General features: G+C 56.6%; 19 protein-coding genes. 15 read left to right on the forward strand and 4 right to left on the reverse strand.

Annotation, left to right across the window (positions count from 1 at the left end):
• The first annotated feature begins 102 nt into the window (after positions 1 to 102).
• Both gyrA and rcsC read left to right on the forward strand, forming a co-directional pair.
• On the forward strand, positions 103 to 2739 hold the full coding sequence (gene gyrA, locus K7R23_RS14705) for a DNA topoisomerase (ATP-hydrolyzing) subunit A (RefSeq protein WP_012906547.1): 2637 nt from the start codon (positions 103 to 105) through the stop codon (positions 2737 to 2739).
• 129 nt (positions 2740 to 2868) lie between these two features.
• A complete protein-coding gene (gene rcsC, locus K7R23_RS14710) occupies positions 2869 to 5715 on the forward strand; it encodes a two-component system sensor histidine kinase RcsC (RefSeq protein ID WP_024132754.1) in 2847 nt (948 codons plus the stop codon).
• Positions 5716 to 6063: 348 nt separating this feature from the next.
• Here rcsC and rcsB read toward each other — a convergent pair whose 3' ends face one another.
• On the reverse strand, positions 6064 to 6714 hold the full coding sequence (gene rcsB, locus K7R23_RS14715) for a response regulator transcription factor RcsB (RefSeq protein ID WP_001061919.1): 651 nt from the start codon (positions 6712 to 6714) through the stop codon (positions 6064 to 6066).
• A 16-nt stretch (positions 6715 to 6730) separates the two neighbouring features.
• On the reverse strand, positions 6731 to 9400 hold the full coding sequence (rcsD, locus tag K7R23_RS14720) for a phosphotransferase RcsD (RefSeq protein ID WP_012906545.1): 2670 nt from the start codon (positions 9398 to 9400) through the stop codon (positions 6731 to 6733).
• A gap of 739 nt (positions 9401 to 10139) precedes the next feature.
• Here rcsD and K7R23_RS14725 point away from each other — a divergent pair.
• From K7R23_RS14725 to mgtE, 6 genes are all read left to right on the forward strand, one after another.
• Positions 10140 to 11258 carry a porin OmpC gene (locus K7R23_RS14725; RefSeq protein ID WP_012906544.1) on the forward strand — a complete coding sequence of 373 codons (1119 nt, stop codon included), beginning with the start codon at positions 10140 to 10142 and terminating at the stop codon, positions 11256 to 11258.
• A 116-nt stretch (positions 11259 to 11374) separates the two neighbouring features.
• Positions 11375 to 12430: an FAD:protein FMN transferase ApbE gene (gene apbE / locus K7R23_RS14730; protein ID WP_012906543.1), complete on the forward strand. Its 1056-nt coding sequence runs from the start codon at positions 11375 to 11377 to the stop codon at positions 12428 to 12430.
• Between the two features lie 83 nt (positions 12431 to 12513).
• The gene (gene ada / locus K7R23_RS14735; protein ID WP_012906542.1) at positions 12514 to 13578 is read left to right on the forward strand and encodes a bifunctional DNA-binding transcriptional regulator/O6-methylguanine-DNA methyltransferase Ada; all 1065 of its coding nucleotides are present in this window, start codon (positions 12514 to 12516) and stop codon (positions 13576 to 13578) included.
• A complete protein-coding gene (alkB, locus tag K7R23_RS14740; RefSeq protein ID WP_012906541.1) occupies positions 13578 to 14228 on the forward strand; it encodes a DNA oxidative demethylase AlkB in 651 nt (216 codons plus the stop codon). The genes ada and alkB overlap by 1 nt, the downstream gene beginning before the upstream one ends.
• A gap of 75 nt (positions 14229 to 14303) precedes the next feature.
• A complete protein-coding gene (locus tag K7R23_RS14745; RefSeq protein WP_012906540.1) occupies positions 14304 to 15947 on the forward strand; it encodes a multidrug ABC transporter permease/ATP-binding protein in 1644 nt (547 codons plus the stop codon).
• Positions 15948 to 16095: 148 nt separating this feature from the next.
• Entirely contained in the window at positions 16096 to 17532 is a 1437-nt protein-coding gene (gene mgtE, locus K7R23_RS14750; protein WP_012906539.1) for a magnesium transporter, read from the forward strand.
• Here the strand turns inward: mgtE and K7R23_RS14755 are convergent.
• Positions 17495 to 18742: a SulP family inorganic anion transporter gene (locus K7R23_RS14755; RefSeq protein ID WP_012906538.1), complete on the reverse strand. Its 1248-nt coding sequence runs from the start codon at positions 18740 to 18742 to the stop codon at positions 17495 to 17497. The genes mgtE and K7R23_RS14755 overlap by 38 nt on opposite strands.
• 276 nt (positions 18743 to 19018) lie before the next feature.
• On the opposite strand from K7R23_RS14755, the gene K7R23_RS14760 reads away from it, so the two are divergent.
• Positions 19019 to 20482, forward strand: a complete 1464-nt coding sequence (locus K7R23_RS14760) for a malate:quinone oxidoreductase (RefSeq protein WP_012906537.1) — start codon at positions 19019 to 19021, stop codon at positions 20480 to 20482.
• 43 nt (positions 20483 to 20525) lie between these two features.
• On the opposite strand, the gene eco is transcribed toward K7R23_RS14760, so the two are convergent.
• Complete coding sequence (gene eco, locus K7R23_RS14765; protein ID WP_012906536.1) at positions 20526 to 21023, reverse strand: serine protease inhibitor ecotin; 498 nt, start codon at positions 21021 to 21023, stop codon at positions 20526 to 20528.
• Between the two features lie 494 nt (positions 21024 to 21517).
• On the opposite strand from eco, the gene napF reads away from it, so the two are divergent.
• From napF to napB, 6 genes are read left to right on the forward strand one after another with little or no spacing between them, the layout of a single operon-like run.
• Positions 21518 to 22009 carry a ferredoxin-type protein NapF gene (gene napF, locus K7R23_RS14770; RefSeq protein WP_012906535.1) on the forward strand — a complete coding sequence of 164 codons (492 nt, stop codon included), beginning with the start codon at positions 21518 to 21520 and terminating at the stop codon, positions 22007 to 22009.
• Positions 21999 to 22262: a chaperone NapD gene (gene napD, locus K7R23_RS14775; RefSeq protein WP_012906534.1), complete on the forward strand. Its 264-nt coding sequence runs from the start codon at positions 21999 to 22001 to the stop codon at positions 22260 to 22262. Before napF ends, napD begins: the two co-directional genes overlap by 11 nt.
• The gene (gene napA / locus K7R23_RS14780) at positions 22259 to 24745 is read left to right on the forward strand and encodes a nitrate reductase catalytic subunit NapA (protein WP_012906533.1); all 2487 of its coding nucleotides are present in this window, start codon (positions 22259 to 22261) and stop codon (positions 24743 to 24745) included. Before napD ends, napA begins: the two co-directional genes overlap by 4 nt.
• Positions 24746 to 24751: 6 nt before the next feature.
• A complete protein-coding gene (napG, locus tag K7R23_RS14785) occupies positions 24752 to 25447 on the forward strand; it encodes a ferredoxin-type protein NapG (RefSeq protein ID WP_012906532.1) in 696 nt (231 codons plus the stop codon).
• Entirely contained in the window at positions 25434 to 26297 is an 864-nt protein-coding gene (gene napH, locus K7R23_RS14790) for a quinol dehydrogenase ferredoxin subunit NapH (protein WP_012906531.1), read from the forward strand. The genes napG and napH overlap by 14 nt, the downstream gene beginning before the upstream one ends.
• The gene (gene napB / locus K7R23_RS14795) at positions 26294 to 26743 is read left to right on the forward strand and encodes a nitrate reductase cytochrome c-type subunit (protein WP_012906530.1); all 450 of its coding nucleotides are present in this window, start codon (positions 26294 to 26296) and stop codon (positions 26741 to 26743) included. Before napH ends, napB begins: the two co-directional genes overlap by 4 nt.
• Positions 26744 to 26750 lie beyond the last annotated feature (7 nt).

Here is a 26750-nt window from a genome sequence, read left to right on the forward strand (position 1 = left end):
TAGCATCCTGAAGTATTTAGGGATAGGTTTACCTCAATCAGCGCGGTTGTGTTATAATTTGCGACCTTTGAATCCGGGATACAGTAGAGGGATAGCGGTTAGATGAGCGACCTTGCGAGAGAAATTACACCGGTCAACATTGAGGAAGAGCTGAAGAGCTCCTATCTGGATTACGCGATGTCGGTCATTGTTGGCCGTGCGCTGCCGGATGTCCGAGATGGCCTGAAGCCGGTACACCGTCGCGTACTTTACGCCATGAACGTATTGGGCAATGACTGGAATAAAGCCTATAAAAAATCTGCCCGTGTCGTTGGTGACGTAATCGGTAAATACCATCCCCACGGCGATTCCGCGGTGTATGACACCATTGTACGTATGGCTCAGCCGTTTTCGCTGCGCTATATGCTGGTGGATGGTCAGGGTAACTTCGGTTCCATCGACGGCGACTCTGCTGCGGCGATGCGTTATACGGAAATCCGTCTGGCGAAGATTGCCCATGAGCTGATGGCCGATCTGGAAAAAGAGACGGTTGATTTCGTTGATAACTATGACGGCACGGAGAAAATCCCTGACGTTATGCCAACGAAAATCCCTAACCTGCTGGTGAACGGTTCGTCCGGTATCGCAGTAGGTATGGCGACCAACATTCCGCCGCACAACCTCACGGAAGTGATCAACGGCTGCCTGGCCTATATCGACGATGAAGACATCAGCATTGAAGGGCTGATGGAGCATATCCCTGGCCCGGACTTCCCGACGGCGGCAATTATCAACGGTCGCCGCGGCATTGAAGAAGCCTACCGTACCGGTCGCGGTAAAGTGTACATTCGCGCGCGCGCGGAAGTGGAAGCGGACGCGAAAACCGGTCGTGAAACCATTATCGTGCACGAAATCCCGTATCAGGTGAACAAAGCGCGCCTGATCGAGAAAATCGCTGAGCTGGTAAAAGACAAACGCGTTGAAGGTATCAGCGCGCTGCGTGACGAATCTGACAAAGACGGGATGCGTATTGTCATTGAGGTCAAACGCGACGCGGTGGGGGAAGTGGTGCTTAACAACCTTTACTCCCAGACGCAGCTGCAGGTCTCCTTCGGCATCAACATGGTGGCGTTGCACCACGGCCAGCCGAAGATCATGAACCTGAAAGACATTATTTCAGCGTTTGTGCGTCACCGCCGTGAAGTGGTGACCCGCCGTACCATTTTCGAACTGCGTAAAGCCCGCGACCGCGCGCATATCCTTGAAGCGCTGGCCATTGCCCTCGCCAACATTGACCCGATCATCGAGCTGATTCGCCGCGCGCCGACGCCGGCGGAAGCGAAAGCGGCGCTGATCGCGCGTCCGTGGGATCTGGGCAACGTGGCGGCGATGCTGGAACGCGCCGGCGACGACGCCGCGCGTCCGGAGTGGCTGGAGCCGGAATTCGGTGTGCGCGACGGCCAGTATTATCTGACCGAGCAGCAGGCCCAGGCGATTCTGGATCTGCGTTTGCAGAAGCTGACCGGCCTTGAGCATGAAAAACTGCTCGACGAGTACAAAGAGCTGCTGGAGCAGATTGCCGAACTGCTGCATATCCTGGGCAGCGCCGATCGTCTGATGGAAGTGATTCGCGAAGAGCTGGAGCTGATCCGCGATCAGTTCGGCGATGCGCGCCGCACTGAAATCACAGCCAACAGCGCGGACATCAACATCGAAGATCTGATCAACCAGGAAGATGTGGTCGTCACCCTGTCTCACCAGGGCTACGTCAAGTATCAGCCGTTGACCGACTACGAAGCCCAGCGCCGTGGCGGGAAAGGCAAATCCGCCGCGCGTATTAAAGAAGAAGACTTTATCGACCGCCTGCTGGTGGCCAACACCCATGACACCATCCTCTGCTTCTCCAGCCGGGGCCGTCTGTACTGGATGAAGGTGTATCAGCTGCCGGAAGCGAGCCGCGGCGCGCGTGGCCGTCCGATCGTCAACCTGCTGCCGCTGGAAGCCGACGAACGTATTACCGCCATTCTGCCGGTACGCGAGTACGAAGAGGGCGTCAACGTCTTTATGGCGACCGCCAGCGGTACGGTGAAAAAGACCGCGCTGACCGAGTTCAGCCGTCCGCGTTCGGCCGGTATCATCGCGGTGAACCTGAACGAAGGCGACGAACTGATCGGCGTGGATCTGACCTCCGGTAGTGACGAAGTGATGCTGTTCTCCGCCGCCGGCAAAGTGGTGCGCTTTAAAGAAGACGCCGTCCGTGCGATGGGTCGTACCGCGACCGGCGTGCGCGGCATCAAGCTGGCGGGCGAAGACAAAGTGGTTTCGCTGATTATTCCACGCGGCGAAGGCGCAATTCTGACCGTGACGCAAAACGGCTATGGTAAGCGTACCGCGGCGGAAGAGTATCCGACCAAATCCCGTGCGACGCAGGGCGTTATCTCTATCAAGGTCACCGAGCGCAACGGTTCCGTTGTCGGCGCGGTGCAGGTAGACGACTGCGACCAGATCATGATGATCACCGATGCCGGTACGCTGGTGCGCACGCGCGTGTCGGAAATCAGCGTGGTGGGCCGTAACACTCAGGGCGTGATCCTCATCCGTACCGCGGAAGATGAAAACGTCGTGGGCCTGCAGCGTGTTGCTGAGCCGGTGGATGATGAAGAGCTTGACTCCATCGACGGCAGCGTCGCGGAAGGGGAGGATGATATCGCCCCGGAAGCGGAAACCGACGACGATGCAGCGGATGACGCCGACGAGTAATTAATGCTCGACGTGATGAAAAGGGCCGGAGATTATTATCCGGCCCTTTTGCTTTGCCGTTGCGGGAAAGCCCTTTTACCGCTACCTTAACCACACTCTATTTATCGCCGCAGGCGGAGCTTCGCCCCTTTGAAATACCTTGCTTCCTTTCGCACAACCCTGAAAATCTCGCGCTACCTGTTCAGAACGCTGGCGCTGTTGATTTGGCTGTTAATCGCTTTTGCCTCGGTGTTTTACATCGTCAATGCGCTGCATCAGCGGGAATCGGAGATTCGTCAGGAGTTTAATCTCAATTCCGATCAGGCACAGCGTTACATTCAGCGCACGTCGGATGTGATGAAAGAGCTTAAGTACATCGCCGAAAATCGCCTGACGGCAGAAAATGGGGTGCTCTCTTCCCGCACCCGTGAAGATAAAACCGTAGTGCCCACGTTCGAGCCGCTGTTTGCCGACTCAGACTGTTCGGCGATGGGCAACGCCTGGCGCGGTTCGCTGGAGTCGCTGGCGTGGTTTATGCGCTACTGGCGGGATAATTTTTCCGCAGCCTACGATCTCAATCGCGTCTTTTTAATTGGCAGCGATAACCTGTGTATGGCCAATTTTGGCCTGCGCGATATGCCCATTGAGCGGGACAATGCGCTGAAAACGCTGCATGAGCGGATCATGAAATACCGCAAAGCGCCGCAGGACGAGTCCGGAAATAACCTTTACTGGGTGGGGCAGGGGCCGCGTTCGGGCATCGGTTATTTTTATGCGCTCACGCCGGTGTATCTGGCGAATCGCCTGCAGGCGCTGCTGGGCGTAGAGCAATCTATCCGCATGGAGAATTTCTTCACGCCGGGCAGTTTGCCGATGGGCGTCACCATCCTGGATGAAAACGGTCATGCGCTGATCTCGCTGACCGGTCCGGAAGGCAATATTAAAGCGGAGCCGCGCTGGATGCAGGAGCGCTCTTGGTTTGGCTATACGCAAGGTTTCCGCGAGCTGGCGTTGAAGAAAAGCCTGCCGTCATCCTCGCTCAGCGTCGTCTACTCTGTGCCGGTCGACGTGGTGCTGGAACGCATCCGGATATTAATTCTCAATGCGATCCTGCTTAACGTGCTGGTCGGCGCCGCGCTGTTCACTCTGGCGCGGATGTACGAACGGCGGATCTTTATTCCGGCGGAAAGCGATGCCCAGCGGCTGGAAGAACATGAACAGTTTAACCGCAAGATTGTCGCCTCTGCGCCGGTCGGGATCTGTATTCTGCGTACCGTTGACGGCATCAACATTCTCAGTAACGAGCTGGCGCATACCTATCTCAACATGCTCACCCATGAGGATCGCCAGCGGCTGACGCAAATTATCTGCGGGCAGCAGGTTAATTTTGTCGATGTACTGACCAGCAATAACACTAATTTGCAGATTAGCTTTGTCCACTCCCGCTATCGCAACGAAAACGTGGCGATCTGCGTACTGGTGGATGTCTCCGCGCGCGTCAAAATGGAAGAGTCGTTACAGGAGATGGCGCAGGCGGCGGAGCAGGCCAGCCAGTCGAAATCCATGTTCCTCGCCACCGTGAGTCATGAACTGCGTACGCCGCTGTACGGTATTATCGGCAACCTCGATCTGCTGCAAACTAAAGAGCTGCCGAAAGGCGTCGATCGCCTGGTGACGGCGATGAATAACTCCTCCAGCCTGCTGCTGAAGATTATCAGCGATATTCTCGACTTCTCGAAGATTGAGTCCGAGCAGTTGAAAATCGAGCCGCGGGAGTTTTCGCCGCGTGAGGTGATGAGCCACATTACCGCGAACTATCTGCCGCTGGTGGTGCGTAAACAGCTTGGCCTGTACTGCTTTATTGAACCGGATGTGCCGGTGGCGATGAATGGCGATCCGATGCGTTTACAGCAGGTTATTTCTAACCTGTTGAGCAACGCGATTAAGTTTACTGACATCGGCTGCATTGTGCTGCACGTCCAGCGCGATAGCGACTATCTCAGTATCCGGGTACGCGATACCGGCGTCGGCATTCCGGCGAAAGAGGTGGTGCGCCTGTTTGACCCGTTCTTCCAGGTCGGCACCGGCGTACAGCGTAATTTCCAGGGCACCGGGCTGGGGCTGGCGATTTGTGAAAAGCTGATCAGCATGATGGACGGCGATATCTCGGTTGATTCTGAACCGGGAATGGGCAGCCAGTTTACGGTGCGTATTCCGCTATATGGCGCGCAGTATCCGGCGAAAAAAGGGCTTGAAGGGCTGAGTAAAACGCGCTGCTGGCTGGCGGTACGCAACGCCTCGCTGTGCCATTTTGTCGAAAACAGCCTGACGCGCAGCGGGATGGAGGTGGTTCGGTATGAAGGTCAGGAGCCTTCCGCTGACGACCTGTTGGTCACCGACGATGCGCTGGAACAGCCGTGGCGGGGGAGAGCGGCGGTGAACTTCTGCCGCCGTCACATTGGCATTCCGCTGGAAAGGACACCCGGCGAATGGGTGCATAGCGTGGCCTCTCCCCATGAACTGCCTGCGCTGCTGGCGCGCATTTACAGTATTGAACTGGATGATGAGGAGCTTTCCGCCTCGCTTCCGGCGCCGGAAAAAACGGCAGTCGCCAACGATGACATGATGATCCTGGTGGTGGACGATCATCCGATAAACCGCCGCCTGCTGGCCGATCAGCTGGGATCGCTTGGCTATCAGTGTAAGACGGCTAACGACGGCGTGGATGCGCTGAACGTGTTGAGCAAAAACCATATCGACATCGTACTGAGCGACGTCAATATGCCGAACATGGACGGTTATCGCCTGACGCAGCGTATACGCCAGCTTGGGTTGACCCTGCCAGTGGTTGGCGTGACGGCGAACGCCCTGGCGGAAGAGAAGCAGCGCTGTCTGGAGTCAGGGATGGACAGCTGTCTGTCAAAACCGGTGACGCTGGACGTGCTGAAGCAAACGCTGGCAGCGTACGCCGAGCGGGTACGTAAAACGCGGGCATAAAAAAGCCGGATGGCGGCTAATGCCTCATCCGGCCCGGGTCATCCGTAAATTTGATAAGCGTAGCGCCATCAGGCGACACATTTGCCGGGTGGCGGCTACGCCTTACCCGGCCTACGTCAGGCATTTCCCGGGTGCCGCATTGCCGGGTGGTGGCTACGCCTTACCCGGCCTACATCTGGCATTTTCCGGGTGCCGCATTGCCGGGTGGTGGCTACGCCTTACCCGGCCTACATCTGGCATTTTCCGGGCGCCGCATTGCCGGGTGGCGGTTAATGCCTCATCCGGACCGGGAGTTATCCGTAGGCCTGATAAGCGTAGCGCCATCAGGCATTTTACGGCGAAAAGCGATTACTCTTTGTCTGTCGGGCTCAGGGTCACAGAAGAGAGATAGTTCAGCAGGGCGATATCGTTTTCGACGCCCAGCTTCATCATCGCGGATTTCTTCTGGCTGCTGATGGTCTTGATGCTGCGGTTCAGCTTCTTGGCGATTTCGGTCACCAGGAAACCTTCTGCGAACAGGCGCAACACTTCGCTCTCTTTCGGCGAGAGGCGCTTATCGCCATAGCCGCCAGCGCTGATTTTCTCCAGCAGACGAGAAACGCTTTCCGGAGTGAATTTTTTGCCTTTCTGCAGCGCTGCGAGCGCCTTCGGCAGATCGGTCGGCGCGCCCTGTTTCAGGACAATCCCTTCGATATCAAGATCAAGTACCGCGCTCAGAATCGCCGGGTTATTGTTCATGGTCAGAACAATAATCGACAGGCTCGGAAAATGACGCTTGATGTATTTAATCAACGTAATCCCGTCGCCATATTTATCGCCCGGCATGGAGAGATCGGTAATCAATACATGCGCGTCTAATTTTGGCAGATTGTTGATCAGTGCTGTGGAGTCTTCAAATTCGCCGACAACATTCACCCATTCGATTTGTTCAAGTGACTTGCGAATACCGAACAGTACAATCGGATGGTCATCGGCAATAATTACGTTCATATTGTTCATGTATAAGGCTACCTTGCTACAGCAAGCTCTTGACGTAAGCGTCAATGTCGCTGATATATTTTTCTGTTCCTGGAACATCTTTCTCGCGAATCAGATGTTCCAGCGTTTCACATAACTGCTTGCCGGGTACCAGATTTAGCATGGCAAACACGCCTTTCAGGCGGTGAGCCGTTTGGGCTAACGCCGCAAAATCGCCGTTTTCCGCCTCAGTATACAACCTCTTAACATCATCCGGTACTGTGTCTACAAATAGCGCATAATAACCGCTGGCATGGAGTTCGGCATTCTCATCGCCGCCCAGAGGCGATTCCGGAATATCTTCCTGCGCCAGCTGTTCTTCTATGAGTTGTAGAACAGCTTCCTGCATAGCATTACTCATATTAAAGTTGACGCGAAGCTGGCCGGGGCCAATTTTCCGCACGCCTGACTCATCATCGCTTAAAAGCAATCCGGAAGCAGTAAGATTAGACGGATTATCAGTTAAAAAGAGATCGTATTCTTGACTTATCAGCCTTTCATCTGGAGTGACGCATGTCGCTCCCCAGTTTTCTAACTGGCGGAGTACGATATTACGGATCTCGCTGGAGGTCACGTCAATCATGACGCAGACATCATCCAGCAGACGTTCATCGTGTTCCACATGCTGATCCAGCGGGGTCATTTTAACATGGACCGTGTAGCGTGTGCCTAACGCATCACGCGCTTTAATGTTTAAATGTCCGCCCAGTTTGCGCGCCAGCTGATCGCATAGCCAGAAAGCGAGCGGATTCGCTTTACCATAGCGGTCTTTCTGCGTTTCGCTAATAAACGGGAAATGCAGGTTGTCGACTTCGCTCAGCGTCACGCCTTCGCCGGTATCCAGAATGCGGAAGGTCAGGCGCTCCGCGACGGACTCATCCTGTTCGACCTCAAGGGTGATTTTACCAATCTGGGTGGTGGTCACGGCATATTGCATCAGCAGAAGCAGGATACGGCGTAGCGCGTTGCGATCGCCGTGCCGCTCGTCGTTAGCGTTCAGACGATTATTGATCAGTAATTGCAGGCCTTTGCGCTTCATGGCCGGCAGTACTTCCGGCACCACTTCGTCGATCAGCGACTGTACCGGGAAGCGCGTTGACTCGCTTTTCCACGCGTCGTTTTCCAGCATATTCGCCAGTTGAATTTCATCAATCATGCGCACCAGCACGTCCGCCTGATTGACCAGCTTTTGCGCGTCGGGCGTATCAACCTGCGCCACGCCGGCGGCAAGGGTTTTAACCGGCTCTTTCAGCGTCTCGCTGATGTTCTGCATAAATGCGATACGGCCCTGCTGGTTTTTCTCATACAGACGCTGCGCCTGCTTTAGCTTTTTATTGACCAGTACTTCGCGATCCTGATCGCGAATGATGAAAATTTGCGTGCGCGGCGCCACCTGGCTGCGGAACAGGCGAATCTCATATAGCTCGTTGTTGATGGTTGCCTGAATCACCCCCTGATGCTGTTCCGCCATGCTGGTGATATTTTGCAAATTAAGATGCGGCAACAGATGATCGGCAATTTTATTGCTGATGACCGTGCGGTTGGCCTCCTGATCGTGCACCAGCAGGCCCAGCGGCAGCAGGGAGACAATTTCTTCGTTAATGGCGCGCAGAATGCGCAGCTCATTATTGGCCGCGGAACTGGGCGCCACTTCAGTGGAGCGTCCCGGCTGATGGCGGAAGGTGGTATAACCAAACAGCGCCAGCGCGAGCAGGCCGATATTCAACAACAGCGGCAGGAGAATGTTTTGCAGCGTGTCGAGCAGCAGCGTACCGAAAGGAACCTGCCAGACCAGACGCATATCGGTGGAGTTCAGCGCCGAAGAAATCTCAATCTTCGAGCTGTTAAAGCTGATGCTCACGCTGTCCGGCGACTCCTTTTCACTATTGCGCGCGGAAGCGGGCGTGCCGTCAGGCTCGAGGCGGAAGCTGTCCAGCGGCATTCCCGGCGGGATTAAGTCGTTAATCGGCAGGTCGAAGGCGACGACGGTGGCCAGATGCCCCGGCTGGTTAAAGGTCGTGCGCAGCGTAAAGTAGCGCCCGTTTTGCCACGCCAGGCGGCGCAGCGAAGAGAAACTTTCCCGCTCATCCAGCGCGTTAGCCTGCTGTAGCATTTCCGCCCGGCGGGAATCGACAATGCCGCCAATGGTCGATTCTTTAAAACCGGAGGAGAGATCTTTCAGCGGCAGCGTAGAGATCAGAATCAGGCTGTTGTCCTGCCCGTTCAGATAGTACATAGACCACGGCACCGTTTCGGCGCCCCACAGGGTATCGAGATAGGTGGAAATACGCTGGGTCATCTCCAGCGTGGAGCTGTCGTGAGAACCAAAAATCAGCGCTTCCGTTTTACGCCGCGGTTTTTCGAGATAGTAAACATCCTGCTTCAGGCGCGTTTCCTGCAGCCCTTCGCCGGAGGAGGGGCTGGCGGCGGCAGCGATGTTGTCATAGATTTGCCAGGTCACATATCGCCAGGTATCCACGCGTTTATGAATGGCATGGGTAATATCGACAATCTGATAGCTTTTGTCCTTCAGCCAGGCGTTGACGGCGCTTTGCACCATCACACCCATCGTCACCAGCAGCACAATGATCAGCAATAAAAAGAAGCGGGTAATGCTTCCCGGCAGCAGGGAAAATCGGGACGTAGCCGTGGTATCAGACTGACTCATTCGTGGTTATGACCTGTCAAACAACGCAAAGGTGATAGCGCAGTATAAAGGCTACGGTGCAGATTTCCACACCCTCTCAGCATCGCTGGCCTGCATTTTTTTACCCGTACAGGTCGCGGCAGCGCAACGGGGTAAATGTGTACAAACTGACGAACATCGTACAAATAGAACAGAGGTTGCGCGCAAAATAGCACGAAATAACAAAAAAGCGTTATTGATATCCACCCGTTATTTAACGAAACGGAATGATTAATAATGGTGATAGTTCTCGGCGGGTAACACAAAAAGCAGTATGGGGTGGAAATAAGGGTAAAAAAAAACCGAACGTGAAAACGTTCGGCTGAAATAGGGGTAAACAGACATTCAGAAATGAATGACGGTAATAAATAAAGTTAATGATGATAGCGAGGATTATTTTAGTTGCGGGTGAAGGTTTTGTTTTGTCATTCAGTGCTATGATTTTAGTTACCTTAATTTCTTGTTTTTAAAAGTGTTATTATATTTCTTGTGTAAAAGTGCTTATTTATTTGCAATGCGAGGCGCTAAAAAGTTCCCGGCATTTTACAAAATGAAACACGTTGATGGGTAAATGAAACATCTTAAAAGTTTTAGTATCATATTCCTGTTGGATTATTCTGCAATTTTGCGGAGAATGATCCTGCCGACTGGTTAATGAGGGTTAATCAGTATGCAGTGGCATAAAAAAGCAAATAAAGGCATATAACAGAGGGTTAATAACATGAAAGTTAAAGTACTGTCCCTCCTGGTACCGGCTCTGCTGGTAGCGGGCGCAGCAAATGCGGCTGAAATTTATAATAAAGACGGCAACAAATTAGACCTGTTTGGTAAAGTAGACGGTCTGCACTATTTCTCCGATGACAACAGCAAAGATGGCGATCAGACCTACATGCGTATCGGCTTTAAAGGCGAAACGCAGGTCAACGACCAAATCACCGGCTACGGCCAGTGGGAGTATCAGATTCAGGGGAATACCTCTGAAAACGAAAATGACTCCTGGACCCGTGTGGCGTTCGCCGGTGTGAAATTTGGCGATGCGGGTTCGTTTGACTACGGTCGTAACTACGGCGTGGCTTATGACGTGACCTCCTGGACCGACGTTCTGCCGGAGTTCGGCGGCGATACCTACAATTCCGACAACTTTATGCAGCAGCGTGGTAATGGCTTCGCAACCTACCGTAACACCGACTTCTTCGGCCTGGTGGATGGTCTGGACGTCGCCGTGCAGTACCAGGGTAAAAACGGCAGTCCGTCCGGCGAAGGCATGACTGGCATCACCAACAACGGTCGTGATGCCCTGCGTCAGAACGGCGACGGCGTAGGCGGTTCCGTCACTTACGATCTCGGCGAAGGATTTAACCTGGGTGCGGCAGTCACCAGCTCCAAACGTACCGATGAGCAGAACAACGCAGCACGTTACATTGGTAACGGCGACCGCGCTGAAACCTACACCGGCGGTCTGAAATATGACGCTAACAATCTCTACCTGGCGGCACAGTACACCCAGACGTATAACGCGACGCGTGCAGGCGACATTGGCTGGGCTAACAAAGCGCAGAACTTTGAAGTGGTGGCGCAGTATCAGTTCGACTTCGGCCTGCGTCCGTCCGTGGCTTACCTGCAGTCGAAAGGTAAAAACCTGGGCACCGTTAACGGTCGTAACTACGACGACGAAGATCTGCTGAAATATGTTGATGTTGGCGCGACCTACTACTTCAACAAAAACATGTCCACCTACGTTGATTACAAAATCAACCTGCTGGATGACAACAGCTTTACCCGTGCAGCGAACATCAGCACCGACGATATCGTCGCGCTGGGTCTGGTTTACCAGTTCTGATTTCGCTTCATGTCGACAAGAGGCCCTGCGGGGCCTTTTTTTATGGATTTTTCACGGCGTACAAGCACCGGGTTTTAGTGTAATCTTGCGCATCGCTCACAGAAGGATAATCACCTATGGAAATCAATATGGCGCGCGTGGCGATGCTGGTCGCCACGCTCTTTTTCGCCGGGTGCGATAGCGCTACGCAGGCGACGCAGGCCCCGGCTTCCGCGCCGGTGGTGCTCGAAGGCAAAACCATGGGCACCTACTGGCGCGTCAGCGTGGTCGACATCGACGCCGCGCGCGCTGAAAAACTTCGCACCCGGATCCAGACGCAGCTGGATGCTGACGATCAGCTGCTTTCCACCTGGAAAAACGACTCGGCGCTGATGCGTTTTAATCTGTCGAAAAGCCTGTCGCCCTGGCCGGTGAACGAGGCGATGGCGGATATTGTCACCACCTCGCTGCGCGTCGGCGCCAAAACGCAGGGGGCGATGGATATCACAGTCGGCCCGTTAGTGAATTTGTGGGGGTTTGGCCCCGACAAACAGCCGCTACAGATACCGACGCAGGCGCAAATCGACGCGGCAAAAGCCAAAACCGGGCTTCGCCATCTGACGGTCATTAACCAGGCCGGACGGCAGTATCTGCAAAAAGATCTGCGGGAACTGTATGTTGATCTTTCGACGGTAGGCGAAGGCTACGCGGCGGATCGTCTGGCGCGTCTGATGGAGCAGGAAGGCATTGCGCGTTACCTGGTCTCGGTCGGCGGCGCGCTGAACAGTCGCGGTATGAACGCCGAAGGGCGCCCGTGGCGGGTGGCGATTCAGAAACCGACCGATCGCGAAAATGCCGTTCAGGCGGTGGTGGACATTAACGGGCACGGTATCAGCACCTCCGGCAGCTATCGCAACTATTACGAACTGGACGGCAAGCGGCTGTCACACGTTATCGATCCGCAAACCGGCCGTCCCATTGAACACAATCTGGTATCAGTGACCGTGATTGCGCCCACCGCGCTGGAGGCGGATGCCTGGGATACCGGTCTGATGGTGCTGGGCGCGGAGAGAGCGAAAGAGGTCGTGCGCAGGGAAGGACTGGCGGTATACATGATCACCCGCGAGGGCGAGGCGTTTAAAACCTGGATGTCGCCGCAGTTTGCGGGATTTGTTATCCGTGAGCAAAATTAAACCGCAAGATTGTCGGTTTTTGCGCAGAGCGTTTCGGCCACACTGTCGTTAAGCAGGCACTATGCTTAATGAAGGAGTCGAGTATGAAACCGAATCTATCAGTCACTGATGATGAACGCTGGCAGTCGGTGCTGGCGCGAAATCCCGCTGCCGACGGGCAGTTTGTCTTTGCGGTGCGAACGACCGGCATTTTCTGTCGGCCATCGTGCAGCGCGAAACACGCGCTGCGTAAAAACGTCCGCTTCTTTCCGGACGCCCGGACCGCGCTGGCGGCGGGGTTCCGGCCATGTAAACGCTGTCAGCCGGATAAAGCCCATCCGCAGCAGCACCGGCTGGATAAAATAACCCTGGCCTGCCAACTGCTGGAGCAGGATGAGCCGATCGCTCTGGCGGCGCTGGCGCAGCAGGTGGCAATGAGTCCATACCATTTTCATCGCCTGTTCAAAGCCGCCACCGGCATGACGCCGAAAGCCTGGCAGCAGGCCAGCCGCGCGCGCCGTCTGCGCGATGCGCTGAACGGCGGCGACAGCGTGACGCAGGCGATCCTCAACGCCGGGCTTCCCGACAGCAGCAGCTACTATCGTCACGCCGATAGCGCACTGGGGATGACGGCAAAACAGTTTCGCCGCGGCGGCGACCGGCTGGCGGTACGCTATACGCTGGCGGATTGTTCGCTCGGGCGCTGCCTTGTCGCGGAAAGCGAGCGGGGAATATGCGCCATTCTGCTGGGCGATGATGACGCGTCGCTTATCGCCGGGTTGCATTCGCTGTTTCCGGCAGCGCAGGATGAGCCCGCCGACGAGGCGTTTCGCCAGCGCGTGGCTCAGGTGATTGCCAGCATTGACGGGCGCGACGTTCCGCTGGTGCTGCCGCTGGATATCCAGGGCACCGCTTTTCAGCAGCAGGTCTGGCAGGCGCTGCGCGCCATTCCCGGCGGCGAAACCGTCAGCTATCAGCAGCTGGCGGCGAAGATTGGCAAACCGAACGCGGCGCGCGCCGTCGCCAGCGCCTGCGGCGCGAATAAGCTGGCGGTCGTGATCCCCTGTCACCGGGTGGTACGCGGCGATGGGGCGCTTTCAGGCTACCGCTGGGGCGTGGCGCGCAAGGCGCAGCTCCTGCGGCGTGAGTCGTCAGGTAAGGAGTCATAATGCTCGATCTTTTTGCTGATTCACAACCGTGGCAGGAGCCGCTGGCCCCCGGCGCGACGGTATTGCGCCGCTTCGCTTTCAGCACGGCGCAGCAGCTGATGCAGGATATCGAAACGGTGGCCAGCCGGTCGCCGTTTCGCCAGATGGTGACGCCGGGCGGCTATACCATGTCGGTGGCGATGACCAACTGCGGACAGCTGGGCTGGACGACCGACCGGCGCGGCTATCTCTACTCTGCCATTGACCCGCTTACCGGCAGCGCCTGGCCGCCATTTCCGGCCGCGTTTGTTGACCTTTGTCAGCGGGCGGCGACGGCGGCGGGCTATCCTGATTTTCAGCCGGACGCCTGTCTGATTAACCGCTACGCGCCGGGCGCAAAGCTGTCGTTGCATCAGGATAAAGACGAGCCGGATCTGCGCGCGCCGATTGTTTCTGTCTCTCTGGGGCTGCCTGCCGTCTTTCAGTTTGGCGGCCTGAAGCGTAACGATCCGCTGCAACGTATTTTGCTGGAGCATGGCGATGTGGTGGTGTGGGGCGGGGAATCGCGGCTGTTTTATCACGGTATCCAGCCGCTGAAAGCGGGCTTCCATCCCCTTACCGGCGACTGTCGTTACAATCTGACCTTCCGCCATGCGGGTAAAAAAGAATAAAAATAAGAATTATTATTGCTGAAAGCGTTGAGATGTTTAAACTGCGGGCTGTTATTTCTTGTCCGGGTTGTCTCAATGGAACTCCTTCTTCTTGTCTGGCGGCAGTATCGCTGGCCATTTATCAGCGTGATGGCGCTCAGTCTCGCCAGCGCTGCGTTAGGGATTGGGCTGATTGCCTTTATTAATCAGCGCCTGATTGAAACGGCGGATACCTCGCTGCTGGTATTGCCGGAATTCCTCGGCTTATTGCTGCTGCTGATGGTGGTAACGCTCGGCTCTCAGCTGGCGTTGACCACGCTTGGGCACCACTTCGTTTACCGACTGCGCAGCGAATTTATCAAACGTATTCTTGATACCCACGTTGAGCGCATTGAACAGCTGGGCAGCGCCTCGCTGCTGGCCGGGCTGACCAGCGATATCCGCAATATCACCATCGCTTTTGTCCGCCTGCCGGAGCTGGTGCAGGGGATCATCCTTACCGTGGGGTCAGCGGCGTACCTCGCGATGTTATCGACGAAAATGCTGCTGGTGACCGCCATCTGGATGGCGATCACCATCTGGGGCGGATTTGTGCTGGTGGCGCGGGTTTACAGGCATATGGCGACCCTGCGTGAAACCGAAGACAAACTGTATAACGACTACCAGACGGTGCTGGAAGGGCGCAAAGAGCTGACGCTCAACCGCGAGCGGGCGGAGCATATCTTTAATAACCTGTACCTGCCGGACGCCCGGGAGTACCGCCACCATATCATCCGCGCCGATACCTTTCACCTGAGCGCGGTGAACTGGTCAAACATTATGATGCTCGGCGCTATCGGCCTGGTATTCTGGATGGCGAACAGTCTCGGCTGGGCGGATACCAACGTTGCCGCCACCTATTCGCTGACGCTGCTGTTCCTGCGCACGCCGCTGCTGTCGGCGGTCGGCGCGCTGCCGACGCTGCTGACGGCGCAGGTCGCCTTCAATAAGCTGAACAAATTCGCCCTCGCGCCGTTTAAAGCGCAATTTCCGCGTCCGCAGGCTTTCCCCGACTGGCAGACGCTGGAACTGCGCGATGTGACGTTCCGCTACCAGGATAACGCCTTCTCGGTCGGGCCAGTTAATCTCACCATTCACCGCGGCGAACTGCTGTTTTTGATCGGCGGCAACGGGAGCGGCAAGTCGACGCTGGCGATGCTGCTGACGGGGCTGTATCAGCCGCAGTCCGGCGCCATTCTGCTCGACGGCAAGCCGGTTGGCGCAGAAAAGCCGGAAGATTACCGCAAGCTGTTTTCAGCGGTGTTTACCGACGTCTGGCTGTTCGATCAGCTGCTTGGTCCGCAGGGCGAACCGGCAGACCCGGCGCTGGTGGAAAAATGGCTGGCGCACCTGAAAATGGCGCACAAGCTGGAGCTGAAGGATGGACGGATCCTGAACCTGAAGCTCTCGAAAGGGCAGAAGAAACGCGTGGCGCTGCTGCTGGCGCTGGCGGAAGAGCGTGACATTATTCTGCTTGATGAATGGGCCGCCGATCAGGACCCGCACTTCCGCCGCGAGTTTTATCAGGTGCTGCTACCGCTGATGCAGGAGATGGGCAAAACCATTTTCGCCATCAGTCACGACGATCACTACTTTATTCATGCCGACCGACTGCTGGAAATGCGTAACGGCCAGCTAAGCGAGCTGGTGGGGGAGGAGCGCGACCTCGCGTCGCGCGATGCGGTGGCGCGCACCGCCTGATTGCAGACAAGGCAGGCCCGATAACGCTGGGCCTGCGGATCCCGCCGCGCATCCGCCGTTTTTTTATCCAGCCGCTTCTGCCGTTTATTGTCATTTACACAACCCCGCGCCATGCTTAATGACGACGCATAACACGGATTTATGACTGATGTTTGTAAAAAGTAAAAACAGCGCAAGGCTGCGTGATGAAGAGCGTGCGCGCCTGATCTGGCTGCTGAACACCAATAAAGCCATCGTTTCAACGCTGCTGGGCAAACTGACCCTGGCTGAGCAATATGATGTCGGTACGCTGGCCGACGATATTGCTGAGGTAGGCGTACTGGTCGCCCATCTGCCGCCGCCCGATCTGGCGGATACCCTTGAAGCGTTGCCTGCGGAAGAACGCCACGCCCTGTGGAATCTGGTCGCCAAAGAAAAGCGCGGACACGTGCTGCTTGAAGCGTCGGAAAGCGTCTGGGACGATCTGATCGATGGCATGAGCGACCGGGAACTGCTGGAAGCGCTACAGTATCTCGACATCGACGAACAGATTTATCTGGTTCAGCACCTGCCGCGCAACCTGACCGGACGGCTGCTGGCGACGCTGCCCGCTGAAGAGCGCGCCCGCGTGCGCCAGGTGCTGCACTACGAAAAGAATCGCGTCGGCGCGATCATGGAGTTTGAAGTCATCACCGTGCGTCCGGAGGTCACCCTGCAGGCGGTGCAGCGCTATCTGCGTCGGCTGGGAAAGATGCCGGAAAACACCGATAAACTGTTTGTGACCCGGCGCGATAAAACGCTGGTCGGCGAACTTTCCCTGACCTGCATTTTGCTTAACGATGCGCAGCGTAAGGTGAGCGAGGTGATGGATGACGATCCATTGACCTTTGAGCCGGAGGATAAAGCGGAAAACGCCGCGCGCACCTTTGAACGTGACAACCTGGTGAGCGCGGCGGTGGTCGATACCGACGGTAAACTGATGGGCCGCTTAACCATCGATGAGATCGTGGACGTGGTGTATGAGGAAACCGACAGCGATCTGCGCCGGATGGGGGGCCTGAGCGCCGAAGAGGATGTCTTCGCGCCGGTGAGCAAAGCGGTAAAGACTCGCTGGGCGTGGCTGGCGATCAACCTCTGCACCGCGTTTATCGCCTCAAGGGTGATCGATGGTTTCGAGCATACCATTTCACAGCTGGTGGCGCTGGCTTCGTTGATGCCGATTGTCGCCGGAATAGGCGGCAATACCGGTAATCAGACTATCACCATGATTGTCCGCGCCCTGGCGTTGCAGAACATTCAGCCGGGAAACCTGACCTTTCTGATCCTGCGTGAAATGGGCGTGGCGCTGGTTAATGGCCTCGTCTGGGGCGGGATTATGGGCGGCGTCACCTGGTGGCTGTATGACGATATGGCGCTCGGCGGAGTGATGACGCTGGCGATGGTGTTGAACCTGTTGGTGGCGGCGCTGATGGGGGTCATCATTCCGATGACGATGATGAAGCTCGGGCGCGACCCGGCGGTCGGCTCGAGCGTGATGATTACCGCCATTACCGATACCGGCGGCTTCTTTATTTTTCTTGGACTGGCGACGCTGTTTCTGCTGTAGCGCGCGGCTTGCGCCGGATAACCCGCGGAAGCAGGCCCATCGCGATGACCCCGGCAACCACGCCAATCGCCAGGTTGCCAGTAGATACCGTTGCGCCAACGGTGATCAGCATCACCAGCGTTTCCGCAAGCGGCAGTTTCGTCAGCGTGGCCGGCTGAACGCTGTGCCAGCTGAAGGTCTTAACCGCCACAATCACCATAATCCCCGCCAGCACCGACATCGGGATTTTCGCCATCACTTCGCTCAGGGCGGTGACCAGCAGCAACAGCACCACGCCTGCAGCGATAGTCGATACGCGGCTGCGTCCTTTGCCCATTTCAACGTTGACGATGGTCTGGCCGATCATCGCGCAACCGGCAATGCCGCCATAAAAACCGGCGCAGATATTGGCGATGCCCAGCCCCGCGCTTTCACGATTTTTATTTGATGGCGTGACGGTCAGGTCGTCCACCAGCTTCGCGGTAAGCAGCGACTCCATCAGGCCGACGAAGGCGATGCTCAGCGCGCAGGGCCAGATAATCGTCAGCGTCTGCAGATTGAGCGGCACCAGCAGCTGCGTCAGTCCGGGCAGCCCGCCGCTCATTGAGCCTTCATCGCCCACCGTCGGCAGGATCTGGCCGGTCGTCACCGTAAACATCGTCAGCAGCACAATGGCGATCAGCGGCGCGGGAACGCTTTTAATAAAGCGCGGCGCCCACAGCACAATCAGTAGGGTCAGCGCGAACAGGCCCCAGATGAGCGGACTTTTGCTCCAGAAATGCGGCACCTGGGCAAAGAAAATCAGAATGCCGAGGGCGTTGACGAAACCGGTCATTACCGCGGACGGAATAAAGCGCATCAGGCGCGCCATTCCGGTCACGCCAAACAGGATCTGAATCACGCCGGCCAGCACCACCGCAGGCAGGATGTATTCCACGCCGTGTTGATGGACCATCGGGCCTATTACCAGCGCGACGGAGCCTGCGGCGGCGGTGACCATCGCCGGACGGCCGCCGAGCAGCGACATCGCCAGGCACAACACTACTGACGCGATCAGGCTGACTTTCGGGTCAACCCCGGCGATAACGGAAAAGGAGATCACTTCCGGGATCAGCGCCAGCGCGGTGATCACCCCGGCCAGCGTTTCGCGTACCAGCAGGCGCGGCGCGCGGATAACGCTGGCGACGCTGTTTTCCGTCGCGACAGCAGAAGATGAGGGAGTTACAGACATAGATTCTCTCAGGGCAGAAGGGGCCTGATGACAGCAGACCGGCAGGCGTCCGTGCGGTAAATAGCAAAGCGCAGAATAGTACCTTTCTGACGCGCCAGTTTCCAGAAAATATTGTCAATACCCCTATAAAAATTCAACCTATTAATAACAAATTTAAAAATTTAATATAATTTATAAACAATATTTAAATTCCACTTCCAAAATGTTAACGTTGCCGACGCTCGATTTTCACCTGCAAAAAAACAAAAAACACGACTAAAAGTAAGGCTTTACAATATGAAAAAAGTGACTGCCATCCTCTTCTCGATGGCCGTGGGGCTGAATGCCGTCTCGATGGCGGCAAAAGCGAAAGCGACGGAAGAGCAGGAGACGGACATGCTGCTGATCGGCGGCGGGATCATGAGCGCCACCCTGGGAACCTATTTACAGGAACTGGAACCCGGCTGGTCGATGACTATGGTTGAACGTCTTGACGGCGTGGCGCAGGAAAGCTCGAACGGCTGGAATAACGCCGGAACCGGACACTCCGCGCTGATGGAGCTGAACTACACGCCGAAGAAAGCCGACGGCAGCGTCAGTATTGAAAAAGCTGTTGAAATCAACGAAGCCTTTCAGATATCCCGCCAGTTCTGGGCGCCTCTGGTGATGGAAGGGCGTGACCCGAACCAGAAAGTGGCCGCCACCCGCACCGAAATCGGTACTGACGTGAACTACGGCGAAATTACGCGTCAGCTGGTGGCATCGTTGCAGAAAAAGCCAAACTTTGCGCTGGAGCTGAATAGCGAAGTGCGCGGCTTTAAGCGCAATAACGATAACACCTGGACCGTGACCGTCGCTGACCTGAAAAACGGCGAAGCGGAGCATCAGATCAAAGCGAAATTTGTGTTTATCGGCGCGGGCGGCGCGGCGCTGAAGCTGCTCCAGGAAACCGGTATTTCCGAAGCCAAAGGCTATGCCGGTTTCCCGGTTGGCGGTCAGTTCCTGGTGGCGGAAAACCCGGCGGTGGTGAATCGTCATCTGGCGAAAGTGTACGGTCAGGCCTCCGTCGGCGCGCCGCCGATGTCGGTTCCGCACATCGATACCCGCATGCTGGACGGGAAGCGCGTGGTGCTGTTCGGACCGTTCGCCACCTTCTCGACTAAATTCCTGAAAAACGGCTCGCTGTGGGATCTGCTCAGTTCCACCACCACCTCGAACGTGATGCCGATGGTCAATGTCGGACTGGATAACTTCGATCTGGTGAAATACCTGATTAGTCAGGTGATGTTGAGCGATGACGATCGTTTTGCGGCGCTGAAAGAGTATTACCCGCAGGCGAAGAAAGAGGACTGGCGTTTGTGGCAGGCCGGTCAGCGCGTTCAGATCATCAAACGCGATGAAGACAAGGGTGGCGTGCTGCGTCTGGGCACCGAAGTGGTGAGCGATAAAGAGGGAACCGTCGCGGCGCTGTTAGGCGCATCGCCGGGGGCTTCTACCGCAGCGCCGATTATGCTGCACCTGATGGAAACGGTATTTAAAGATAAAGTGGTGACGCCGGAGTGGCAGGCGAAGCTGAAGACGATTATTCCGTCTTACGGCACGAAGCTGAACGGCAACGTGGCGGCGACGGAGCGGGAGTTGCAGTACACCAGCGAAGTGCTCGGCCTGAAATATGACACGCCGCAGGCGGCGGATCCGGCGCCGCAGCCGCAGCTCAAACCGCAGCCGGCGCGTAAAGAAGTGGCGGATATCGCGCTGTAAATCTGTGTGCCGGATGGCGTTGCGCTATCCGGCACAATCTCTGTTAGCGTGTTGCCGCGTCCTGAATCTTCTCTTCCGCTTTCCAGATACGGTATTTCACCTCGACATTTTCCGGGGTATAAACCACGATCGGCAGCTTGCTGTTGTAGCGCAACATGCCGTCATCGCCCAGATACGCCGTCACGAATTTCTTCTCTTTCTTACCGTCCGGGCAGGCCATCATTGTGGAAACCGGCGACGTGACTTTGTCGAACACGTAATAGTCATAGCCCCAGCCTTCCAGCGTTTTGCTGTCCAGTTCACCGCCCAGACGATGCTGGTTGCAGTCCACTTCCAGCGTCTGACCAATCAGCAGTTCCACTTTCAGGGTAGACTCATCCTGTTGCTGGGGTAGCTGAATCACCTGACGCTTCATGCCCTTTTCCGCCTGCGGATAGGGGGCGATTTTTTCCAGTGGCTGAGGGGTGTTTTCATTTGTTGCCGCCCAGGCGGAGGTGCTGGCGAAGGCGGCGAATAGCACGGCAGGGACCATTGTTTTCATTTTTAAGTTCACAGGCGTTCCTTTTTTATCTTATGAACGATTGCGCCGCAGGTTAACACATTCATTCAATCCATTAGTTCGTCTTTACGTATATTTTAAGTGTATTAAATTTGCGTCACTATCAATGATGGTGGTTTGTGCTGGTATTTTATTTATGAATAGTTGTAGATTCTGTTAAGATAATTCGATATATAAAACTTCACATAACCCTTTGAAATGTGAGTATAAGCACATTCTTAACCGCTTCTTTCACTCTCTTTTGATCCGACCACCTGTTTTACCCCAATTGGGGTATGCACCTCTGACATATCCTTTAATATCTTACTCGTCATAATAATGACTTAAAGCTTATCCATCAGGGCTATTTTGCACCTGAGGCAGTGTTAAGACTGCCTGCGCCAGTGACGCCTGATGGAACAGGCTTTTAGTAGTAATGCGGTTTTTATTGTCGTTCACCCCGCCAGGGGGAGCGTCGTTTATGGAAGGGCGATGCCATGGTTGATCTCTCCCGCAGAGGCATACTGACCGGTAGCTGGCGCAAAGCCAACGGCGGGATACGTCCACCGTGGAGCATGGATGAATCTTATTTTCTGTCTCATTGCACCCGTTGCGATGCCTGTATCAAAGCGTGTGAAAACGCCATATTGCAGCGCGGCGCGGGCGGTTATCCGAGCGTTAACTTCCAGCATAACGAATGCAGCTTCTGCTACGCGTGCGCGCAGGCTTGCCCCGAATCTCTGTTCTCTTTGCGCCACACCAGGGCATGGGATCTGATATTCACTCTCGGGGAAGCGTGTCTGGCGTACCGTTCGGTAGAGTGCCGCCGCTGTCAGGATAGCTGCGAACCGCAGGCGATTACCTTTCGCCCGACGCTTTCCGGCATCTATCAACCGCAGCTCGACAATCAGGCCTGTAACGGATGCGGCGCCTGTGCCGCCAGCTGTCCGGTAACGGCCATTACCGCGGAGTACAACCATGCCCACTAACTGGCAGGTTTGCAGCCTGATCGTTCAGGCCAAAGGTGAAGATTTACAGGCCATCGGCACGCAATTGAACGCCTTTCCCGGCTGCGAGGTCGCGGTAAGCGACAGGGAGAGCGGTCAGTTGATTGTGGTGGCGGAAGCAGAACACAGCGAAACGCTGATGCAAACAATTGAGTCGGTACGCAACGTTGCGGGCGTGCTGGCGGTGTCGCTGGTTTATCACCAGCAGGATGAGCAAGGTGAGGAAACGCCATGAAACTCAGTCGTCGTAGCTTTATGAAAGCTAACGCCGTTGCGGCCGCTGCGGCGGCTGCCGGACTAAGCGTGCCGGGTGTGGCCCGCGCGGTCGTGGGGCAGCAGGAAGCCATCAAGTGGGATAAGGCCCCGTGCCGTTTTTGCGGTACGGGCTGTGGCGTGCTGGTGGGAACCCAGCAGGGGCGTATCGTCGCCTGCCAGGGCGATCCGGATGCCCCGGTTAACCGCGGCCTGAACTGCATCAAGGGCTATTTTCTGCCCAAAATCATGTACGGTGAGGATCGTTTAACGCAGCCACTGCTGCGTATGAAGGATGGTAAATACAGCAAAGACGGCGAATTTACGCCGATCGGCTGGGATCAGGCCTTCGACGTGATGGAAGAAAAATTCAAAGCCTCGCTGAAAGAGAAGGGACCAGAGGCCATCGGCATGTTTGGTTCCGGTCAATGGACCGTCTGGGAAGGTTACGCCGCGGCGAAACTGTTTAAAGCCGGTTTCCGCTCTAACAACATCGATCCGAACGCCCGTCACTGTATGGCGTCTGCGGTGGTTGGTTTCATGCGCACTTTCGGCATGGATGAACCGATGGGCTGCTACGACGACATCGAACATACCGATGCGTTTGTGCTATGGGGCGCTAACATGGCGGAGATGCACCCGATCCTCTGGTCGCGCATCACTAACCGTCGTCTCTCCGATCCGAATGTCACCGTCGCCGTGCTTTCCACCTTCCAGCATCGTAGCTTTGAGCTGGCGGACAACGGCATGGTCTTTACCCCGCAAACTGACCTGGTGATCCTCAACTATATCGCCAACTATATCATTCAAAATAACGCGATTAATCAGGACTTCTTCAGCAAGCACGTCAACGTGCGCAAAGGGGCCACCGATATCGGCTATGGCCTGCGTCCGACGCACCCGCTGGAAAAAGCAGCGAAGAATCCGGGTTCCGACGCCTCCGAGCCGATGAGCTTTGACGATTACAAAGCGTTCGTCGCTGAATACACGCTGGATAAAACGGCGGAAATGACGGGCGTGCCGAAAGATCAGCTGGAGAAACTGGCGCAGCTGTATGCCGATCCGAACAAGAAAGTGATCTCTTACTGGACGATGGGCTTCAACCAGCATACCCGCGGCGTGTGGGCCAATAACCTGGTCTACAACATCCACCTGCTGACCGGCAAAATCGCCCAGCCGGGCTGCGGACCGTTCTCCCTGACCGGCCAGCCTTCCGCCTGCGGCACCGCGCGCGAAGTGGGCACCTTCTCCCACCGTCTGCCGGCGGACATGGTGGTCACCAACGAAAAACACCGCGATATCTGCGAGAAACACTGGAATATCCCGGCGGGCACCATTCCGGCGAAGGTTGGTCTCCATGCGGTAGCGCAGGATCGCGCGCTGAAGGACGGCAAGCTCAACGTCTACTGGACGATGTGTACGAACAACATGCAGGCCGGTCCGAATATTAACGAAGAGCGTTTACCGGGCTGGCGCGATCCGCGCAACTTTATCATCGTCTCCGATCCGTATCCGACCGTCAGCGCGCTGGCTGCCGACCTGATCCTGCCGACGGCGATGTGGGTGGAAAAAGAGGGGGCCTACGGCAACGCCGAACGTCGCACCCAGTTCTGGCGTCAGCAGATTAAGGCGCCGGGCGAAGCGAAATCCGACCTGTGGCAGCTGGTGCAGTTCTCGCGTCGTTTCAAAACCGAAGAGGTCTGGCCGGAAGAACTGCTGGTGCAGAAACCGGAACTGCGCGGCAAAACGCTGTACGACGTGCTGTTTGCCACGCCAGCGGTGACGAAGTTCCCGCTTACGGAGCTGAAAGAGGACCAACTTAACGATGAATCCCGCGAGCTGGGCTTCTATCTGCAAAAAGGACTGTTTGAGGAGTACGCCTGGTTTGGTCGCGGCCACGGCCACGATCTCGCGCCGTTCGACGATTACCACAAGGCGCGTGGCCTGCGCTGGCCGGTGGTGAACGGTAAAGAGACGCAGTGGCGCTACAGCGAAGGTCACGACCCGTACGTGAAGGCGGGCGAGGGCTACAAATTCTACGGTAAGCCGGACGGCAAAGCGGTGATCTTCGCGCTGCCGTATGAACCGGCCGCCGAGTCGCCGGACAAAGAGTACGACCTGTGGCTTTCCACCGGTCGCGTACTGGAGCACTGGCATACCGGCAGTATGACCCGCCGCGTGCCGGAGCTGCACCGCGCGTTCCCGGAGGCGGTGCTGTTTATCCATCCGCTGGATGCAAAGGAGCGCGATCTGCGTCGTGGCGACAAGGTAAAAGTGGTCTCCCGCCGCGGCGAGGTGATTTCGATTGTCGAAACCCGTGGACGTAACCGTCCGCCGCGGGGGCTGGTATACATGCCGTTCTTCGACGCCGCGCAGCTGGTGAATAACCTGACGCTGGATGCGACGGATCCGCTCTCTAAAGAGACGGATTTCAAGAAGTGCGCCGTGAAGCTGGCGAAGGTGTAAGCCATCATGTCCCGGTCTGCGAAATCGCAAAATGGCCGCCGCCGCTTTCTGCGCGACGTCGTTCGCACAGCTGGCGGACTGGCTGCCGTTGGCGTGGCGCTGGGGCTACAACAGCAAACCGCGCGCGCGACCGGCGTGCGGCTGCGTCCCCCCGGCGCGCTGAGCGAGAACGCGTTTGCCAGCGCCTGCGTGCGCTGCGGGCAGTGCGTTCAGGCGTGTCCGTACGACACCTTAAAGCTGGCGACGCTGGCGTCCGGTTTGTCGGCAGGCACGCCCTATTTTGTCGCCCGCGACATCCCGTGCGAAATGTGTGAAGACATTCCGTGCGCCAGAGTTTGTCCCAGCGGTGCGCTGGATAAAGATATCGCATCCATCGATGACTCGCGGATGGGGCTGGCGGTGCTGCTGGATCAGGAGAACTGCCTGAATTTTCAGGGGCTACGCTGCGACGTTTGCTATCGCGAATGCCCGAAAATCGACGAGGCCATCACGCTGGAGCTGGATCGCAATATGCGGACCGGTAAACATGCGCGATTCCTGCCCACCGTCCACAGCGACGCCTGCACCGGCTGCGGCAAATGCGAAAAGGTGTGCGTGCTGGAACAGCCCGCCATCAAAGTGCTGCCGCTGTCGCTGGCGAAAGGGGAACTGGGCCACCATTACCGCTTCGGCTGGCTGGAGGGGAGCAATGGCAAATCGTAAACGTGACGCCGGACGCGAGGCGCTGGCGAAAAAAGGCTGGTGGCGCAGCCACCGTTGGCTGGCGCTTCGTCGTATCAGTCAGCTGCTGGTGCTGGCGATGTTCCTCAGCGGTCCCTGGCTGGGGGTATGGATCCTGCACGGGAACTACTCCGGCAGTCTGCTGCTGGACACCGTTCCGTTGACCGATCCGCTGATTACCCTGCAAAGCCTGGCGAGCGGTCATCTACCCGCCGCGCTGGCGCTGACCGGGGCGGTCATTATTGCCGCGCTGTACGCACTGGCAGGAAAGCGATTGTTTTGCAGTTGGGTCTGCCCGCTGAATCCGGTAACCGATTTTGCAGCCTGGTTACGCAGAAGGTTTGACCTGAATCAGTCCGCGACGCTGCCGCGTCATATACGGTACGTGCTGCTGATTGTGGTGCTGGTAGGGTCAGCGCTCACCGGAACGCTGCTGTGGGAATGGATTAACCCCGTTTCGCTGCTGGGACGCAGTCTGGTAATGGGGTTCGGAAGCGGCGCACTGCTGATTATCGCTCTGTTTTTATTTGATTTACTGGTCGTTGAACACGGCTGGTGCGGACATCTCTGTCCTTTAGGCGCGCTGTACGGCGTGCTGGGTAGCAAAGGCGCATTAACCGTTGCGGCGACTGACCGACAGAAATGTAACCGCTGTATGGACTGTTTTCATGTTTGCCCGGAACCGCATGTGCTACGTGCCCCGGTGCTGGATGAGCAAAGTCCGGTGCAGGTCACCAGCCGCGATTGCATGACCTGCGGTCGCTGCGTGGATGTCTGTTCTGAGGATGTTTTTACAATAACAACACGATGGAGTTCGGGAGCGAAACAATGAAAAGCCATGACCTGAAGAAAGCGCTGTGTCAATGGACGGCCCTGCTTGCCCTGGTAGTCAGCGGCGCGGTTTGGGCGGCAAATGGAGTGGATTTTAGCCAGTCGCCGGAAGTGTCGGGGACGCAGGAAGGGGCTATTCGCATGCCGAAAGAGCAGGAGCGTATGCCGCTGAACTACGTTAACCAGCCGCCGATGGTGCCGCACAGCGTCGAGGGCTATCAGGTGACCACTAACACTAACCGCTGCCTGCAGTGTCACGGCGTGGAAAGCTACCGCGCGACCGGCGCGCCGCGCATCAGCCCGACGCACTTTATGGACAGCGACGGCAAAGTGCTGGCCGAAGTGGCGCCGCGTCGTTATTTCTGCCTGCAATGCCATGTGCCGCAGGCCGATGCCGCGCCAATTGTAGGGAATAGCTTTACACCGTCGAAAGGTTACGGAAAATAAGAGGCGA

Source organism: Citrobacter rodentium NBRC 105723 = DSM 16636 (assembly GCF_021278985.1).
GTDB classification, from domain to species: domain Bacteria; phylum Pseudomonadota; class Gammaproteobacteria; order Enterobacterales; family Enterobacteriaceae; genus Citrobacter_A; species Citrobacter_A rodentium.

What these genes read in the sequence shown, in the direction of transcription:
- gyrA (WP_012906547.1), top strand. Translation starts at nt 103, where the DNA reads ATGAGCGACCTTGCGAGAGAAATTACACCGGTCAACATTGAGGAAGAG.
- rcsB (WP_001061919.1), bottom strand. Translation starts at nt 6,714, where the DNA reads ATGAACAATATGAACGTAATTATTGCCGATGACCATCCGATTGTACTG.
- rcsD (WP_012906545.1), bottom strand. Translation starts at nt 9,400, where the DNA reads ATGAGTCAGTCTGATACCACGGCTACGTCCCGATTTTCCCTGCTGCCG.
- K7R23_RS14725 (WP_012906544.1), top strand. Translation starts at nt 10,140, where the DNA reads ATGAAAGTTAAAGTACTGTCCCTCCTGGTACCGGCTCTGCTGGTAGCG.
- apbE (WP_012906543.1), top strand. Translation starts at nt 11,375, where the DNA reads ATGGAAATCAATATGGCGCGCGTGGCGATGCTGGTCGCCACGCTCTTT.
- ada (WP_012906542.1), top strand. Translation starts at nt 12,514, where the DNA reads ATGAAACCGAATCTATCAGTCACTGATGATGAACGCTGGCAGTCGGTG.
- alkB (WP_012906541.1), top strand. Translation starts at nt 13,578, where the DNA reads ATGCTCGATCTTTTTGCTGATTCACAACCGTGGCAGGAGCCGCTGGCC.
- K7R23_RS14745 (WP_012906540.1), top strand. Translation starts at nt 14,304, where the DNA reads ATGGAACTCCTTCTTCTTGTCTGGCGGCAGTATCGCTGGCCATTTATC.
- mgtE (WP_012906539.1), top strand. Translation starts at nt 16,096, where the DNA reads ATGTTTGTAAAAAGTAAAAACAGCGCAAGGCTGCGTGATGAAGAGCGT.
- K7R23_RS14755 (WP_012906538.1), bottom strand. Translation starts at nt 18,742, where the DNA reads ATGTCTGTAACTCCCTCATCTTCTGCTGTCGCGACGGAAAACAGCGTC.
- K7R23_RS14760 (WP_012906537.1), top strand. Translation starts at nt 19,019, where the DNA reads ATGAAAAAAGTGACTGCCATCCTCTTCTCGATGGCCGTGGGGCTGAAT.
- eco (WP_012906536.1), bottom strand. Translation starts at nt 21,023, where the DNA reads ATGAAAACAATGGTCCCTGCCGTGCTATTCGCCGCCTTCGCCAGCACC.
- napF (WP_012906535.1), top strand. Translation starts at nt 21,518, where the DNA reads ATGGTTGATCTCTCCCGCAGAGGCATACTGACCGGTAGCTGGCGCAAA.
- napD (WP_012906534.1), top strand. Translation starts at nt 21,999, where the DNA reads ATGCCCACTAACTGGCAGGTTTGCAGCCTGATCGTTCAGGCCAAAGGT.
- napA (WP_012906533.1), top strand. Translation starts at nt 22,259, where the DNA reads ATGAAACTCAGTCGTCGTAGCTTTATGAAAGCTAACGCCGTTGCGGCC.
- napG (WP_012906532.1), top strand. Translation starts at nt 24,752, where the DNA reads ATGTCCCGGTCTGCGAAATCGCAAAATGGCCGCCGCCGCTTTCTGCGC.
- napH (WP_012906531.1), top strand. Translation starts at nt 25,434, where the DNA reads ATGGCAAATCGTAAACGTGACGCCGGACGCGAGGCGCTGGCGAAAAAA.
- napB (WP_012906530.1), top strand. Translation starts at nt 26,294, where the DNA reads ATGAAAAGCCATGACCTGAAGAAAGCGCTGTGTCAATGGACGGCCCTG.